A 15,482-nucleotide genomic window follows, 5' to 3' on the forward strand; every position below is an offset into this window, starting at 1 on the left:
GGTGGTTTGTCACCATCTCACAAGTTGGGCGGCAGTTCGCAGCCCATCGTCCGGCGAATTAGCTGTTTACCGGCATGAAACCAAGCATCGCCTTGGTTTCAAGGTACTCTTCCATGCCGAAAACGCCCATCTCACGGCCGTTGCCCGATTTTCCATACCCGCCCATCGGCGCAGCAGTGTTTGCAGGCGCACCATTAAAGAACACGCGTCCTGCACGCAACTGTCGACAGACCACAAGCCCTAGATCTGGATTGTTAGTAAACACGTAGGCGCCGAGACCATACGGCGAGTCGTTTGCAATCGCAACCGCCTCTTCAATGGTCTTATATGTGATTACCGACGTCACCATGCCGAAGATCTCTTCGCGCGCGATGGTCATCTCAGGCGTCACGTCAGCGAAGATGGTGGGCTGTACAAAATAGCCTTTGGAGAGCCCGTCTGGACGCCCGGGGCCGCCGCAAATGAGTCGCCCGCCTTCCTTGATGCCCAGCTCGATGTAGTGCTGAATACGCTCAAACTGCGCGCGATTAACGACGGGCCCGTGGGTTGTGTCAGGATCCTCAGGATCACCGACGCGCAGGTTGCTAACGGCCTCGCGAAGGTAACCCAGCATCTCGTCCAACTGATCCTCGTGCACCAGTAGTCGGGTGGGAGAGTGGCAGGATTGTCCGCTATTCGAGAAGCCTCGCGTGACCTGGAATGTTGCAGCAGCACGGAGATCGGCGTCAGGCAGTACAACGTTTGCAGACTTGCCGCCAAGTTCCTGCGCAACCCGCTTTACGGACGGTGCGGCGGCTTCTGCGACCAGTACGCCGGCACGCGTGGAGCCAGTGAATGAAACAACTGCAATATCCTCGTGCGAGCTGATCGCATTTCCGACGATAGGCCCGTCACCGTTTACCAGATTGAACGCTCCCTTTGGAACGCCCGCCTGATGAAGGATCTCGGCCAGTACGATTGCACTGACGGGCGTGAACTCCGAGGGCTTAAGAACAACTGGGCAGCCAGCTGCAAATGCCGAAGAAAGCTTGTTGCAGATCAGTTGGTTGGGCCAGTTCCATGGCGTGATGAGCCCGGCAACTCCAATCGCCTCGCGACGAATGATGTTTTGACCTTCGCGGGATTCAAATTCATAGGAACGAAGAGTTTCTATGGCTTGCCGAAGTGCTGCGAGACCGGAAGTGGAGTGCTGACGTAAGGAGCGCGGCGCACCCATCTCGAGTGTCAAAGCATCCAGGATTTCCTGCTCGCGCCGCTGATAGACGGCGATGATTTCCTCCAGAAGCTCAATGCGCTCGGGTTTCGAGGTGGAGCTAAAGCTGGGGAGGACGCGCTTGGCGGCCTGCACGGCAGCATCGACGTCCGCGGCACTGCCGAGGGCGACTGTAGCGAAGGCAACTTCAGTTGCAGGGTTGATCAGAGTGAATGGCTTGGATTCAATGGGGTCGACCCACTTACCATCAATATAGAACTGTCCAAAGTGTCGCATGGTCTCAATACAATTAGGTCAAGGAAATGCGCCTGATGTCGCGGAACGTTCCGCCGTGAGCTAGGTAACAAATCTTATCGCCGACGGCTCGAAACGCAGAACATTCCGCACTGCCAGCCGCTTACTGGACGGCCTTAAACATGTCCTCCACCACCTTCTTGGCATCGCCGAACACCATCATCGTCTTGTCCATGTAGAACAGCTCGTTATCCAGACCCGCGTAGCCCGCGGCCATCGAACGCTTGTTCACGATGATGGTCTTGGCCTTGTAGGCTTCCAGGATCGGCATGCCGGCGATGGGGGACTTCGGGTCGGTCTTGGCGGCCGGGTTGACCACGTCGTTGGCACCCAGCACCAGCACCACGTCGGCTTGCCCGAATTCGCTGTTGATGTCCTCCATTTCGAACACCTGGTCGTACGGCACCTCGGCTTCGGCCAGCAGCACGTTCATATGGCCCGGCATGCGGCCGGCTACCGGATGGATGGCGTACTTCACCGTTACCCCGTGCTCGGTCAGCTTCTCGGTCAATTCTTTAAGTGCATGCTGCGCACGTGCCACTGCCAGGCCGTAGCCGGGCACGATGATCACGGTTTCGGCGTTGCTCATCACGAACGATGCGTCGTCGGCGGAGCCCGACTTCACGTTGCGTTGCGCCTGCGCGCCGGCCGGGCCGGCCGCTGATGCCTCGGCGCCGAAGCCACCCAAGATCACGTTGAAGAACGAGCGGTTCATCGCCTTGCACATGATGTACGAGAGGATGGCACCGGACGAACCCACAAGCGAGCCGGCGATGATTAGCATCGGGTTGTTCAGCGAGAAGCCAATACCAGCCGCCGCCCAGCCCGAGTACGAGTTCAGCATCGACACCACTACGGGCATGTCTGCACCGCCAATCGGGATGATGATCAACACGCCTAACACGAAGGCGATGGCCAGCATGACAAGGAACGGGGCCCAGGACTGAGACAGGAAGAAGGCAATTCCGAAGCCGACCATGGCGATAGCCAGCAGCAGGTTCAGCCAGTGCTGGCCCGGGAACACCACCGGCGCGCCCTGGAACAGACGGAACTTGTAGCGGCCCGACAGCTTGCCGAACGCGATGACCGACCCCGAGAACGTGATCGCCCCGACGAAGCAGCCGATGAACAGTTCGATACGGTTGCCCAGCGGAATCAGGTGCGTGCCGGCCGGCGTGATACCGAATGCGGCAGGCTCCGCCACCGCAGCCACGGCGATGAACACTGCGGCGAGACCGATTAGCGAGTGCATGGCCGCCACCAGTTCCGGCATCTTGGTCATTTCGACCTTGCGTGCCACGTAGGCGCCTATGCCGCCGCCCACCACGAGCGCGCCGAAGATCAGCGCAAGACCGGTGCCCACCGACGACTGGCCTGCGCCCGCGGCCAGGAACTCGTTCTTGAGCTTGACGATCAGCACTAGCGTGGTTAACACGGCAATTGCCATGCCGATCATGCCGAACGCGTTGCCCTTGCGGGCCGATGCTGGGTGTGACAGTCCTTTCAGGGCCTGGATAAAGCAAACAGATGCCCCGAGATAGAGGAGGGTGACACTATTCATCGAGAGTGCATTCACGACGTGACCTCCGTGGGTGCGCCGAGGCCATCAGCAGTAGTCGCCCCCGCCTTGGCTGTTTTCTGGGGCTTCTTCCTGAACATCTCCAACATACGTTGGGTGACCAAGAAGCCTCCGAATACGTTCACAGCTGCGAGGCATACCGCTAGTACACCCATCGTCCTGGCTGTTTGCGTTTCGGTCAGACCGGCTGCCAGCATCGCCCCGACAATCACGATTGCCGAGATAGCGTTAGTTACTGCCATGAGTGGAGTGTGCAATGCCGGCGTAACCGTCCAGACGACGTGATACCCGACGTAGATTGCGAGAACGAAGATGATGACGTTAATCACCGTATGATTCACTAATTCCATGGATGACTCCGTGCTTATTGGTTCGATGTGTTCAGTTCTCCGTTTCGGCACAGAAGGCATGCCGACACGATGTCATCCGAGGTATCGATACGGACAGCCCCCTCCTTATCGACAATCAACTTAAGGAAGTCGAGCACATTCCGTGCATAGAGCGCCGAAGCGTCTGCTGCCAACAAGCTCGGTAGGTTCGTGTGCCCGACGAGAACTACGCCATGACGTTCGACGACCTGATCAGCTACGGTTAGCGGGCAGTTGCCTCCCTGAGCTGCTGCAAGATCCACAATGACCGAACCCGGCTTCATCTGTTGGACGGTCGATTCCTGCAGGAGAACGGGAGCCTTTCGGCCTGGAATGAGCGCAGTGGTGATGACAATGTCAGCTTGGATGGCACGCTGGTGCACCAATTCGGCTTGGCGTCGCATCCATTCAGCTGGCATCGGGCGCGCATAACCCCCCACACCTTGAGCGATCTCGCGCTCCTCGTCCGTCAGGAAGGGAACGTCTACGAACTTGGCGCCTAGCGATTCGATCTGCTCCTTCACGGCTGGACGCACGTCAGAGGCTTCGATCACGGCGCCCAGGCGCTTGGCCGTGGCAATGGCTTGTAGGCCTGCCACACCGGCGCCCAGGATCAGAACGCGAGCTGCCTTCACGGTGCCGGCCGCTGTCATAAGCATCGGCATGAACCGCTGGTAGTGCTGGGCGGCCACCAGTACAGCCTTGTAGCCAGCAATATTGGCTTGAGAGGAAAGTACGTCGAGGCTTTGCGCTCGGGTCGTACGAGGTGCTGCCTCCAGAGCAAACGCGGTCACGCCAGCGGCGGCGAGTCGGCCAATACCTTCTCTGTCAAAGGGGTTGAGCATCCCTACAAGGACTGAGCCGGAGCGCATAAGCCGGAGTTCGTCCTGAGTTGGAGTGCCAACCTTCAGGACTATCTCAGCTTGGAAGGCATCTTTCATGGAGCCTATGGTTGCGCCGGCGGATTCGTATGCTGCATCGGTCTGGCTTGCACGAATGCCAGCGCCGGCTTCGACGACGACGCGATGGCCTTGCATCACATACTTTTTTACTGTTTCCGCCGTGGCGGAGACGCGCCCTTCGCCACTACGCGTCTCCAACGGGATGCCTATGTACATCTATGCAGCTCCTTCGATTGAGTATTCTTGGCGGGAACCTGTCCCGCTGCTTCGTTTCCTGACCCCTGAGCACCCACTACACGGATTGACAGGAGGGCGGGAAGACGTGCCAACAACCGTTGTTGTGGCGGAAGAAATACAGCGACACTTCGTCTACGGACCTGGAAACGTCGACTTGAACACAGCGACAAGTGTTCGCCTGGCTCACCCTTGAGATACGAGTAATTCGAGAGGCTGTCGTGGGATAAGTACCAATCCATTTTTCGACAAGGCCGCGCAGAGTCGTAGTGCCGTTCATTACCGTCTTCCGATGTGTCGAGGTCCGCAAGCCTGGTTAGGCTTGTCGCTTAACTTCCTCCGCGATGTCATCTTTGCGAATGTCGCGCAGCCCAGTCTTCCCGTGGTGGCGATCCGCCAACTTGTAGCCGAGAGCGTCCTCGGCAATCATGATCTTCTGAACGTTTGCCGACCCTTCGCCAGTAAAGAACATGTCGGCATATGCGCGGTAGTACGACACCCGGTATTCCATAGCAAGGCCGTAGCCGCCGAAGATCTGCATCGCCTTGTCAGCACAGAACTTCGCGGTTTGCGAGGCGTGGAACTTGGCGATTGCCGCAATGCGGTTCGAAGGCTGACTCGCATCCATCATCATCGCGGCCTTGTACACCATGGCACGGCTCGCTTCGATTGCCACGGCCATTTCGGCGATGTCCGACTGGATCATCTGGAAGCGGCCAATCGGCTGGCCACGAACCTCACGCTCGTTGGCGTAGCGCACCGCATCCTCGAAACAGGCGCGCGCCACACCAAGCGCTTTGGCAGCTACGCCAACACGCCCTGGCTGCAGGGTTCGCATAATGATCTTGAAGCCTTCGCCTTCTTCGCCAAGGCGGTTCTCGACGGGAACCACGAAATCATCGAGGGAGACCACGTTCGTGCGGAACGACTTCGAGAGACCGAGCATATCAATGGGCCGTGCAGTCCAGCCGGGGTACTTCTTTGGCTCAACAATGAACGCCGTAACCCCCTTTGCACCGGCATCGCGATCCGTTTTCGCAAACAGAATGCCTACGTCCGTCTCGTTTGCGATGGACGCGAACATCTTCTCGCCATTGATGCGGTACACATCGCCGTCGCGTCGAGCGAAGGTCTTCATGTTGCCCGCTGCGTCCGAGCCGCCGCCGGATTCCGTCAGGGACATCATCCCAATCGTCTTGCCGGCCAGCAGATTCGGAACGTACTTCTGGATTTGCTCCGGCGTGCCGCCGAAATAGATACAGCTCGGGCAAGTGGAACCCTGCTGGTTGTTGCAGGAAGCGAAGCGTACGTCCAGGCGAACTGTCTCCTCTTGAATCACTGCGGCGGCCAGATAGCCCATGTTGCTGCCACCGACCGACTCGGGGAAGACGGCGCCATACAGACCAGCTTCGCCGGCTTTTCGCACCAGTTCCCGCGGAAACTCGCCTCGCTTTTCGAAGTCATCCATCACGGGGAGCACCTCGGCTTCCATGAAGTGCTTGACCATGTCGCGAATAGCCTCGATGTCCGAGGAGGTGGTGGGGTCCTGATACGTGTCCATCGTCGTTTCTCACCTTAGTGAATTGGCAGATGAACAGTCTTGTTGCAATCAGCATGCCACAGACGATTTCTATGGCATACCGTTGGAATTTAGCCAGTATCAGCGGTAGTTAGGGCCCCGGTGAGGCCTTCAAGTGTCTTCGCGATGGCGAGAATGTACTTGCCGAAGACACTTTGGTTCACGTCAAGGACACGGCTAGTTGTCTTCGCTCTGGTAATGCTGCGGCCAGAACTGCTTAATGACACTACGGTGTCTGGCGTAGGTGAAGCAACTGTCGAGTTTCACTTGGACCTTACTGACATCGACCTCTGTCTGGCCTTCCCGACGGGAGCCGATGATGCCCTGCAAAGCGGCGGTCGCCATCGGGATGAGCATCTCCATCAAGTGAGTGCAACTCGCCGATCCTCGCAGTAACGACTTGACCTTGCCTGACCAGCCGGACGCGATTCTCTCGCCCACGAGAACAGAAAGTGTTGTCTCTGCTTCCTTGCACAGGGCGTATGGCGTGGAGTCCGAGGACGCCCTTATATCGCGGACAACAAACTCTCCATCAACTGTGAGGCGAATTGATAGGTCGTGGAGGGGGCTGCCAGGCGGCAGCGGTTCAGGCGTACTAACCCGTGCGAAGGCAAACGGCTTGGTGTCCACGAGTCGGCCTTCGACGTCGAACAAGCCGTCCTCGCGCTTGAAGACATGCATATCAATGATGCGTTGGTGGACGTTGCGCCGGGGAGCTGGAGTGGGTAGGGGCATGGCTTTGTTAGGTAACGTGATTCAAGGCATTCACCGCCGTCGGCCGAAACGACCAAGCGCGGCAACGTCCATATCGCTCCATCTCGCAAGAAGCACGCCACCAGTGTTCGTGGGTCGTCGTGCGAACACAGTGTTTCCGCGAAAGACACTGGTGTCGATCTCACGGACAGAGTACCCGGATGTCCTCGTGCCGGTTGCCCGGAATCCCAATTCCCACGGGCCTTTCCGGCAAGTTGATGCTTGCTGGCATTACACTTGCTTCGAAGAGATAAATGCCTGCAAGCGGATACAAGAGTCCTGCTTTTTGCCGGCCCAGAATATCAATCGGAGACGTAGCATGAAACTGAGTCTGATCCCGCTTTCGGCGGCTATTGGTGTGTCGGTTGGGATGTATGCACTTGCCGCGCCAACCACTGCTAGGGCTGCGGACGGGTATCCCAATAAGCCGATTCGCCTGGTAGTCAACACCGCACCTGGCGGCTGGACGGACGTAACGACCCGCTTCATCGCGCAGAAGATGAGCGAGAAATTAGGGCAGACGATCGTGGTCGATAATCGGGCCGGTGCAGATGGGCTGGTAGGTATCCGCTACGTCAAGTCGGCGCCGAAGGATGGCTACACTATTCTTGCTTCGGCCGGAACGATCGCTATCCAACCGTCAGTCAAACAGGATCCGGGGTACGACCTGCCGCGGGATTTCGTCGGCATCGGACCCATGGCTCGCACGCCGTTGGTCATGATCGTTGGCGGGGAGCAACCCGACAAGTCCCTCAAGGACTTCGTCAGTCGCGCCAAAGCAAGCCCGAACAAACTGTCGTACGGTTCCGCAGGCGTGGGATCTACAACGCATCTCGGGGCTGCGCTGTTCATGCGAGAAAGCGGATTGTCTCTGCTACATGTTCCTTACAAAGGCAATGGCGCGGCAATGCCAGACGTCCTTGGTGGGCGCCTAGATACCATCTTTGAAGCCTACGGAAGCAGTGCGGGCAACATCAAGGGTGGAGCGGTGCGGGCGCTCGGCGTTACGTCATCGACCCGCCTGGCAGCATTGCCCAATGTTCCGACACTAGCTGAACAAGGCTACAAGGACTTTAGCTACTATCTGTACATTGGTCTGGTTGCCCCCTCGGGCACTCCAAAGGAAGCCATTCAAAAGCTATCCGACGCTCTGCGCGTGGTGACCCAGAGTGAAGAAGTAAAAGCCAAGCTAAGAGACGAAGGATCTGAGCCGATGACGATGAGCGCGGATCAGTACACGGCCTTTCTTCGCAAAGACATGGACAAGATGGCGCGGTTGGTTGAGGAACTTCACATCCCCAAGCAGTAAGCAGTGCATCGCAAGCCGAAAATGAGAGTACTGAGCGGCGGAGTCCCTCTGCCGCTCACGCCTTGATAGCGTTCAATTCAGATAGCAACGCGAAAGCCCTTCTAGCGCGGTGGAGCGTCAGGTGCCTGTCATTGGCCGAGCCCTCTGTATGTTCGGCCCGGGGGCTACTTCACCTTGCGCTGCCTAAGGTGTCGGTACTGCGGTCATCCAAAGAGTAGGGGTACGGACCTTGCCTCTACGCCGGACCCCGGGGCCTAGCCAAATACGATACGGTTGGTATGAATAGTTCAATGAGCGCGGAGACCTTCGACTACATAATTGTTGGTGCAGGATCCGCGGGATGCGTTCTTGCACGGCGTTTGTCCGACAACCGTTCTGTCAACGTGTTGTTGATAGAAGCAGGACCGTCGTCTGATAGATTCTGGGTGAACACACCGGCCGGGATGGGGAAGCTGTTCCATCACAACCAGTTGAACTGGTGCTACCACACCGAACCGGTGCCTGCGCTGAAGAATCGACAGATCTATTGGCCTCGCGGAAAGGGTCTAGGAGGAAGTAGCGCCATCAACGGAATGGTCTATGTGCGAGGTAATCGTGCGGACTTCGATGGATGGGAAGAACTCGGAAACCCAGGGTGGGGATGGGATCACGTATTGCCCTACTTCCTTCGAGCCGAGTGCGGCAAGGACGGGGAAAATCTCTCCTTGGGTGCTGATGGGCCGCTTATCGTGAGCCAGCCGGCGCTTCGTCACCCTGCGGCCGAAGCGTTCATCGAGGCCGCGGCAAACTGTGGCATCCCCCGCGTCAAGGAGTTTGTCGGTGACGAGCAGGACGGCACTGGCTATCTTCCTGTCACGATCGCAAACGGAAAGCGGCAGTCTACTTATGTTGCCTACCTGCAACCAATCCGGCACCGTGAAAATCTGAAGATCTTGACAGCGACGATGGTACGCCGCGTCGTCTTCGAGAGTATGCAGGCCTGCGGGGTAGAGGTTAGTGACGCCGACGGTCGAACTCGCATCATTCGAGCTCGACGCGAGGTAGTGCTTTCGGCGGGTGCGCTGAATTCCCCGTATTTGTTAATGCTCTCCGGAATTGGAGACGGGCAAGTCCTACAGCGGCACAGCATCAAGACTTTGGTAGACGCCAAAGGCGTAGGAAAGAACTTACAGGACCACTTTGTGGTTCGGCTCCAAGCAAAGGTAACTCGGAATAGCTCATATAACCATGTTCTGCGCGGATGGCGAAAATACTGGGAAGGGCTTCGCTACATCACAACTGGCGGCGGTTACCTGGCTCTAGGCTCGTCCATGGCAGCGGCATTCGTGAAAAGCGAGCCCAGTATTGGGCATGCCGATATCGAGGTGAGCTTCCGACCAATGACCTTTGGCTATGACGTAGCCGGACGTTTGTCCGTGGACAGCTATGCGGGAATCAGTGCGTCCGTCTACAACATGCGCCCGTGGTCACGAGGCGAAGTTACTCTGCAATCGGCGCGGCACACGGACGCTCCAGCATTTTTCCCCAACTACCTGAGCGACGACCGAGATATTCAGGCGATGATCTCTGGTGTCCGTGTAGCCCGCAAAATGTTCGCCAGCGAACCTTTGGCTTCGAGAGTAATCGCCGAAGTGGCTCCAGGAGGAGCTGTGGCATCTGACGAAGATATTCTTGACTACATGCGAAAGCACGGTCAATGCGCGTTTCATCCGGTTGGCACTTGCAAGATGGGCGTGGATTCCATGGCGGTGGTGGACAGCGAACTGCGTGTCCGCGGAGTATCCCGTCTTCGAGTGGTGGACGCCTCAATCATGCCGACGGTGACGTCCGGCAATACCAACGCGCCAACCATCATGATTGCGGAAAAAGCTGCGGACCTGATTGGGCTGGACCCGATGCCGCTTCGTTGAGGCCACGCTCTCCCGCCAAGGGAAGGCGAAGAACTCAGATGAAAGAAAAGGGGCTAGTGACTTCGAGAGTCACTAGCCCCTTTGTTTGTCAGGCAGTCGGACGACGTCGATACATGATCGTCGCCGTCATTTCCTGAGCGACAGAGCCATCCTGCTTGATGCACTGGCGACGAAAGGTGACTACGCCACGATCTGGTTTGGAGGATTCCTTCTTCTCCAGGACCCGTGCATGCATTCGAATGGTGTCACCATGCTTGACCGGACTCAGCATCTTCCAGCCGTCAATCTGTAGTAGCGCCAGGAGCGTGCCATCGTTCACGCCACTAGCATATTGCAGCCCGCCCATCACCGCATAGATCAACGGACCATGCGCGATAGGTTCACCGAACGGGGTGGTCTTGCAATACTCGAAGTTCGTGTGAACGTCGTTGAAATCGCCGGAGAGGCAGGCGAAATTGACAATGTCTGTCTGGGTGATCGTACGTGCCGGCGTCGTGAATTCCTGGCCCACTTCAAAGTCTTCGAAGTAGCGGCCGCGAGGTGCTTGGTTAGTCATGTTATCTCCATTGAAAGTGCGTCGAATGTCGGAGCCCACTAGCCTTTGTCGTTAGCCAGAATGACGGTGCAGTGGGAGGAGAGAATGCCCCCTTCGTTGTGAACGAGGGCAACTTCCGCGTTGGCCACCTGGCGCTCTCCGAGGCCGCCGCGCAGTTGCCGGACAGCTTCAACAATTCCAAAGAGACCGCCTGCCGCGCCGGCGTGGGCATGGGATAGCATCCCGCCGTGCGTGTTGACAGGTAGCTTCCCACCAATCTTGGCGTGGCCGGCGGCAAAGAACGCGCCGCCTTCACCGGGCTTGCAGAATCCAAGTTCTTCAAGCTCAATAATCGGTACGATCGTGAAGCAGTCGTACAACTCGGCTACATCGATATCGGCAGGAGTCAAGCCTGCCATTTCATAGGCAATGCGCCCGGATTCGGTCGCTCCGAACTCTGTCAGACTTGGTGCGCACATCAAATGCTCGTGTGTGTGATGCTCGCCGATACCCTGCAAATAAACAGGCTTTGACTTCAAGTCCTTAGCTCGCTCGGCGGACGTAACAATGAATGCACCGCCCGCGTCAGAGATGAGACAGCAGTCGAGCATGCCGAGTGGATCCGCAATTGGTTTGGCGTCCAAGACCTGGTCGATGGTCAAGGGACTTTTCATGTGCGCATTCGGATGCAGAAGGGCATGCGCACGTGTGTTGACAGCGACGCTAGCCATCTGCTCACGGGTGGTGCCGTATACGTGCATGTGTCGCTGCGCGATCATGGCATAGAAGCCGGGGATCGATGTTCCGTAGGGCTGTTCAAAGTAGGGATGCCCAACCGCGGTCAGCGACGCGACCGCCGCGTCTCGAGTCAGACCCGTTGCGCGATTTTCGCCTGCGCATACGAGTACCGTTTCTGCCTGCCCGGACGCGATGGCTTCAGCTGCATGCTTAAGCATCACGGCAGGGCTCGCTCCGCCCGAAACAACGGATGCATTGAAACGTGGTTTCAGGCCGAGGTATTCGCAGATGACCGAGCCGAGCATAAAGTACGGTTCGGTGAATGAATACGCTGTAAGAACGCCGTCGATGTCGGAGACATTCAGACCGGCATCGTCCAGGGCCCGTTTGGCGGCTTGGGCGTTCAGTCCGAGGCCGGACATACCAGGCACCTTGCCAATGTCCGACTCACCGACGCCTACGATAGCGATTTTGTTCTTCAGGGAGGTTGCTGGTTTCATGGCACTTCCCTTATTCATGATCGGCACGCACGAACTGCGGCACCATGGCCCCATCGCCGCGATCTTCAAAAGTGACCTGCACTCGGTCGCCAATTGCTGCGGCCAGGGCGTCTTCCCCTAGGATGTTGGCCATCATGCGAGGGCCCTCGTCGAGTTCGACCAATGCCACCACGTATGGCACGCGAGGGGCGAAGGCAGCCATGGCTGCACGGCGAACGATGGTGAAGCTATGAATGGTGCCTTTCCCTAGGCTTTCGACCCACTCTAGCTTGTCTGACCAGCACGCTGGACACAGAAATCTCGGCATGAAATGTAGGCGACCGCAATCGTTGCATTTGCGGATGAGTAGCTTTCCTTCGCGGGCGCCGTTCCAATAGGGAAGAGAGTCCGCATTAGCTACCGGGGATGGGAGGTTCGCATTCATTGTTGATGTCTGGAGGCTAGTGGTAGTGGCGGCCAGGGGCCGTCTCCACTTCACTCGTCGCAACGGACATGCCAGGTCTGTCAGGCAGCATGCGCGGGCCAGAAAACGTATTTGTAGCCGCTCTCCGCCCTCGGCGGCATCGACATGTGTATTTCCATGTGTTTTTGGCACGTACACTTGTGTGTTGGTCGCGATCACCTGTGCGAACTACGAGGGTTTGGGGCTTCGATCTGCGGCGGGGATGGTGTGTGGCATGCGTCTTGCGGTGACCAACGAGCAAAGTTTGCGCACCGAACAATAGAGAGGAGACTTCGTTAGCATGCAGATTGGCTTTATCGGGCTCGGCGCCTTGGGCAGCGCACTTGCGACGCGCGTGGTCGCTCAATACCCAACGATGGTATGGGATATCAACTCGAAAGCTGTGGAAGAGCTGGTGTCGAAAGGCGGGGTGGCTGCCCCATCGCCCGAGGTGCTGGGACGTCTTTGTGACGTAGTTCTTTTCTGCCTACCGCGTAGCCGCAACGTCCATGACGTATTGCTTGGCAAAGACGGACTTGCGAAGTCTCTTCGCGCTGGCGCCCTTGTCATCGATCAGACGAGCGGCATCCCCAGAGAGACGAGGGCGATTGCCGATGCGCTTAAAGAACATGGTGTTGAGATGGTCGACGCGCCAGTGTCGGGAAACCCCATGATAGTTCTAGAGGGTAAGGCGACAATCATCGTCTCCGGCCCTGACAGTGGAGTTAAGAAAGCTCTGCCTATTCTCCGAGCGATCACAGAGAACGTCCACTGCAGCAGTGCTCGTGTCGGCGATGCCCAGGCGCTGAAGTCGGTGAACAACACCATGAACGCAGCTTGCCGCGTAGCAACGCTGGAGTCTGTTGCCATGGCGCGCAAAGCGGGAATGAGTTTGCGAGCTATTACCCGTGTACTCGAAGGAAGTCCGGCGTCAAGTCGCATTACGCAGGTCATGCTTCCGGCGATGTGTGAACGTAGGTCGTCTACGAAGTTCGCAATGGCTTTGATGGTGAAAGATCTAAGCCAGTCGCTCGAGCTTGGCGCCGAACACGAAGCACCCCAAGCGATCGCTGGAGTGGCCAAAGGGATCTTGCAGACGGGATTGGGTATATTGGGACCGCAAGCACAGCTAGAGGACGTCGTGCGTGTGGTGGGTACCATGGCAGGCGTCGATCTACTGGACGATAAAGTCGCCGCGAAACAGGTACAAGAACTACAGCAACCTTCTGCCGAACCGATGAGGATTTGCGGTGTCGGTCTATCTCTCCCGGTATCGAACCGGATTCGGGCATCGCACGAGCTACAACAGGCGGTGTTGGTCCCAGGTATTGGCGATGCCGATGATCATCTGAGCGAGAGTGCTCTATCAGAAATTCTCAATTGCGATGCGCTAATCGTCGACGGCGAGAAGGTCAAAGTCTTGGTCGGAGTTCTGCCTTCTGAGTCCGTGCTGAAGCCGAAATCCGCCGTGATCATCATTGGCGAGAGTGTAGATGCCGAGCAACTACGGGGCCTGTCGACGACCTGCGAGCAGCGGGGGTTGCATCTCGTAGAGGCTGTCTTTGGTCGCAATCAAGACGGCTCGGTGAATATGATGGAGCTTTTGTGTGGTGGACTGAGCGCGGCACCGGATTCGGCCAGGAACGCCTTGCTGGCAGTTTGTCCTAAGCTCGTCGACTGTGGTTCTGTTGGAGACGCTCAGGTGGCTGGCAATCTGCGCAACTCGATTGCTGCGGTGAACCTGATGCTTAGTGTGGAGTCCTTGACGATGGCACTTCGCGCGGGACTTACGACCTCGTCTCTAGCAGCAGTGATTCCACAGAGCTCGGGCAGCAACGCGGCTGCAGATTGGCTTGTCGGAAATCTGGCAAGACAGCACGAACAACCAATGCTAGACATTGGACAGTTCCTGAAGGATATTCACATCGCCTTGCGCGCGGCAACGGGCCTTCCGGTGCCAATGTTGCTTGCTAACGTCGCTTCCGCCTTGTTAATTGATGCAAATCGCCGCTGGGGGTCGCATGCGACTGCTATTGAGTTGGGACGGCTTGCTTAGAACATGAGGATGAGGTTGGCACGACCTCATCTAAAAAGTGCGCTCGTGCCGTCCTGCCTCAAAAACGAGTGGGTCCACGTAGCCGTGCTGATTAGGGCGTTCGTCCTACGGACCCCGTTTTTTGCGGAAAGCAAAGGGAACGCAGGTTCGACGCATTGGCAGTAAGAATAATTTCTTTAGCTAAGCTCGAAGAAGGAGACTACGCATGAAAGATCAAACACAACGAACCTGGCTCATCACTGGTGCCGACAAGGGACTTGGATACGCAACCGCGAAGGCTGCATTGGAACAGGGCGACCAGGTGGTGGTGACAGTCCTCGCTAGAGACGGAAGTCACGGCCTTTCGGAAAGCTATCCGGACCGCTTGCGATCCTTCCACCTGGACGCGCGAGACCAAGATCGAGTTGATGAGGTCGTTGCCCAGGTCGAGCAGGCATTCGGCCGACTTGATGTGTTGGTCAACAATGCTGGTTACGGTTTGCTCGCCGTTGCGGAGGCCACGCTGGCGGATCGCTATCGACCAATGTTCGAAGTTAATTTCTTTGGCCTAGTCGAGATGACACGTGCGGTACTGCCGATCATGCGACGTCAGCGCAGCGGCCATATTATCAATCTGTCATCCAAGGCAGGATTTGGAGCGGCCGCGGGATTCGCCTTCTATAGCGCATCCAAGTTTGCTGTGGAAGGCTACTCAGAAGCGCTTGCCAAGGAAATCGCCCATCTTGGGATTAAGGTCACCATTATCGAGCCAGGTGGCTTCCGCAGTGATTTCGCGGGGCCGTCGCTAGTTTCGAATGCGATCGACGATCCCGACTACGCAAAAACCAATTCTCTTATCTCGAATTATGTGTCGGCACGGCACGGAAAGCAGGAAAGTGACCCCGCGAAGTTTGGTCCTGCGCTGTGCAAACTCGTGGCCGCCGAGCAGCCGCCATTGCGCCTACCGCTAGGACGAGACAGTATCGAACTGATCCGACAGGATATCCAGGCAGTGAGTGCCGAGCTTGATAAGTGGGAATCGCTTTCGCTGTCCACGATGGTCGACTAGGGCAGCGCAGGCGCCATCTCGA

General features: G+C 57.4%; 13 protein-coding genes. 4 read left to right on the plus strand and 9 right to left on the minus strand.

What is annotated here, in order from left to right; translation table 11 throughout:
- Positions 1–58: 58 nt before the first annotated feature.
- The 6 genes from K6G35_RS21305 to K6G35_RS21330 form a co-directional block, all read right to left on the minus strand.
- Entirely contained in the window at positions 59–1,489 is a 1,431-nt protein-coding gene (locus K6G35_RS21305; protein WP_495677006.1) for an aldehyde dehydrogenase family protein, read from the minus strand.
- Positions 1,490–1,610: 121 nt separating this feature from the next.
- A complete protein-coding gene (locus K6G35_RS21310) occupies positions 1,611–3,083 on the minus strand; it encodes an NAD(P)(+) transhydrogenase (Re/Si-specific) subunit beta (protein ID WP_495677007.1) in 1,473 nt (490 codons plus the stop codon).
- On the minus strand, positions 3,080–3,436 hold the full coding sequence (locus tag K6G35_RS21315) for an NAD(P) transhydrogenase subunit alpha part 2 (RefSeq protein WP_495677008.1): 357 nt from the start codon (positions 3,434–3,436) through the stop codon (positions 3,080–3,082). Before K6G35_RS21315 ends, K6G35_RS21310 begins: the two co-directional genes overlap by 4 nt.
- Before the next feature lie 14 nt (positions 3,437–3,450).
- A complete protein-coding gene (locus K6G35_RS21320; protein ID WP_495677009.1) occupies positions 3,451–4,572 on the minus strand; it encodes a Re/Si-specific NAD(P)(+) transhydrogenase subunit alpha in 1,122 nt (373 codons plus the stop codon).
- 334 nt (positions 4,573–4,906) lie between these two features.
- On the minus strand, positions 4,907–6,151 hold the full coding sequence (locus tag K6G35_RS21325) for an acyl-CoA dehydrogenase family protein (protein ID WP_495677010.1): 1,245 nt from the start codon (positions 6,149–6,151) through the stop codon (positions 4,907–4,909).
- A gap of 195 nt (positions 6,152–6,346) precedes the next feature.
- Positions 6,347–6,904 carry a DUF2889 domain-containing protein gene (locus tag K6G35_RS21330; protein ID WP_495677011.1) on the minus strand — a complete coding sequence of 186 codons (558 nt, stop codon included), beginning with the start codon at positions 6,902–6,904 and terminating at the stop codon, positions 6,347–6,349.
- 337 nt (positions 6,905–7,241) lie between these two features.
- Here K6G35_RS21330 and K6G35_RS21335 point away from each other — a divergent pair, with 337 nt between their 5' ends.
- Together K6G35_RS21335 and K6G35_RS21340 are read left to right on the plus strand one after the other, a co-directional pair.
- On the plus strand, positions 7,242–8,231 hold the full coding sequence (locus tag K6G35_RS21335; protein WP_495677012.1) for a Bug family tripartite tricarboxylate transporter substrate binding protein: 990 nt from the start codon (positions 7,242–7,244) through the stop codon (positions 8,229–8,231).
- A gap of 290 nt (positions 8,232–8,521) precedes the next feature.
- Positions 8,522–10,141 carry a GMC family oxidoreductase gene (locus K6G35_RS21340; protein ID WP_495677013.1) on the plus strand — a complete coding sequence of 540 codons (1,620 nt, stop codon included), beginning with the start codon at positions 8,522–8,524 and terminating at the stop codon, positions 10,139–10,141.
- An 88-nt stretch (positions 10,142–10,229) separates the two neighbouring features.
- On the opposite strand, the gene K6G35_RS21345 is transcribed toward K6G35_RS21340, so the two are convergent.
- From K6G35_RS21345 to K6G35_RS21355, 3 genes are read right to left on the minus strand one after another with little or no spacing between them, the layout of a single operon-like run.
- Complete coding sequence (locus tag K6G35_RS21345) at positions 10,230–10,697, minus strand: MaoC/PaaZ C-terminal domain-containing protein (protein ID WP_495677014.1); 468 nt, start codon at positions 10,695–10,697, stop codon at positions 10,230–10,232.
- Positions 10,698–10,735: 38 nt separating this feature from the next.
- Positions 10,736–11,914, minus strand: a complete 1,179-nt coding sequence (locus tag K6G35_RS21350; protein WP_495677015.1) for a thiolase C-terminal domain-containing protein — start codon at positions 11,912–11,914, stop codon at positions 10,736–10,738.
- A gap of 10 nt (positions 11,915–11,924) precedes the next feature.
- Positions 11,925–12,338, minus strand: a complete 414-nt coding sequence (locus K6G35_RS21355) for a Zn-ribbon domain-containing OB-fold protein (protein ID WP_495677016.1) — start codon at positions 12,336–12,338, stop codon at positions 11,925–11,927.
- 319 nt (positions 12,339–12,657) lie between these two features.
- On the opposite strand from K6G35_RS21355, the gene K6G35_RS21360 reads away from it, so the two are divergent.
- Together K6G35_RS21360 and K6G35_RS21365 are read left to right on the plus strand one after the other, a co-directional pair.
- Positions 12,658–14,412, plus strand: a complete 1,755-nt coding sequence (locus K6G35_RS21360; RefSeq protein ID WP_495677017.1) for an NAD(P)-binding domain-containing protein — start codon at positions 12,658–12,660, stop codon at positions 14,410–14,412.
- A 205-nt stretch (positions 14,413–14,617) separates the two neighbouring features.
- Entirely contained in the window at positions 14,618–15,460 is an 843-nt protein-coding gene (locus K6G35_RS21365) for an oxidoreductase (protein ID WP_495677018.1), read from the plus strand.
- The last annotated feature ends 22 nt before the right edge of the window (positions 15,461–15,482 follow it).

This window comes from Cupriavidus sp. HY129, assembly GCF_059492215.1.

Coding starts and splice junctions, on each gene's coding strand:
- K6G35_RS21305 (WP_495677006.1), bottom strand. CDS start 1,489: ATGCGACACTTTGGACAGTTCTATATTGATGGTAAGTGGGTCGACCCC.
- K6G35_RS21315 (WP_495677008.1), bottom strand. CDS start 3,436: ATGGAATTAGTGAATCATACGGTGATTAACGTCATCATCTTCGTTCTC.
- K6G35_RS21320 (WP_495677009.1), bottom strand. CDS start 4,572: ATGTACATAGGCATCCCGTTGGAGACGCGTAGTGGCGAAGGGCGCGTC.
- K6G35_RS21325 (WP_495677010.1), bottom strand. CDS start 6,151: ATGGACACGTATCAGGACCCCACCACCTCCTCGGACATCGAGGCTATT.
- K6G35_RS21330 (WP_495677011.1), bottom strand. CDS start 6,904: ATGCCCCTACCCACTCCAGCTCCCCGGCGCAACGTCCACCAACGCATC.
- K6G35_RS21335 (WP_495677012.1), top strand. CDS start 7,242: ATGAAACTGAGTCTGATCCCGCTTTCGGCGGCTATTGGTGTGTCGGTT.
- K6G35_RS21340 (WP_495677013.1), top strand. CDS start 8,522: ATGAGCGCGGAGACCTTCGACTACATAATTGTTGGTGCAGGATCCGCG.
- K6G35_RS21345 (WP_495677014.1), bottom strand. CDS start 10,697: ATGACTAACCAAGCACCTCGCGGCCGCTACTTCGAAGACTTTGAAGTG.
- K6G35_RS21350 (WP_495677015.1), bottom strand. CDS start 11,914: ATGAAACCAGCAACCTCCCTGAAGAACAAAATCGCTATCGTAGGCGTC.
- K6G35_RS21355 (WP_495677016.1), bottom strand. CDS start 12,338: ATGAATGCGAACCTCCCATCCCCGGTAGCTAATGCGGACTCTCTTCCC.
- K6G35_RS21360 (WP_495677017.1), top strand. CDS start 12,658: ATGCAGATTGGCTTTATCGGGCTCGGCGCCTTGGGCAGCGCACTTGCG.
- K6G35_RS21365 (WP_495677018.1), top strand. CDS start 14,618: ATGAAAGATCAAACACAACGAACCTGGCTCATCACTGGTGCCGACAAG.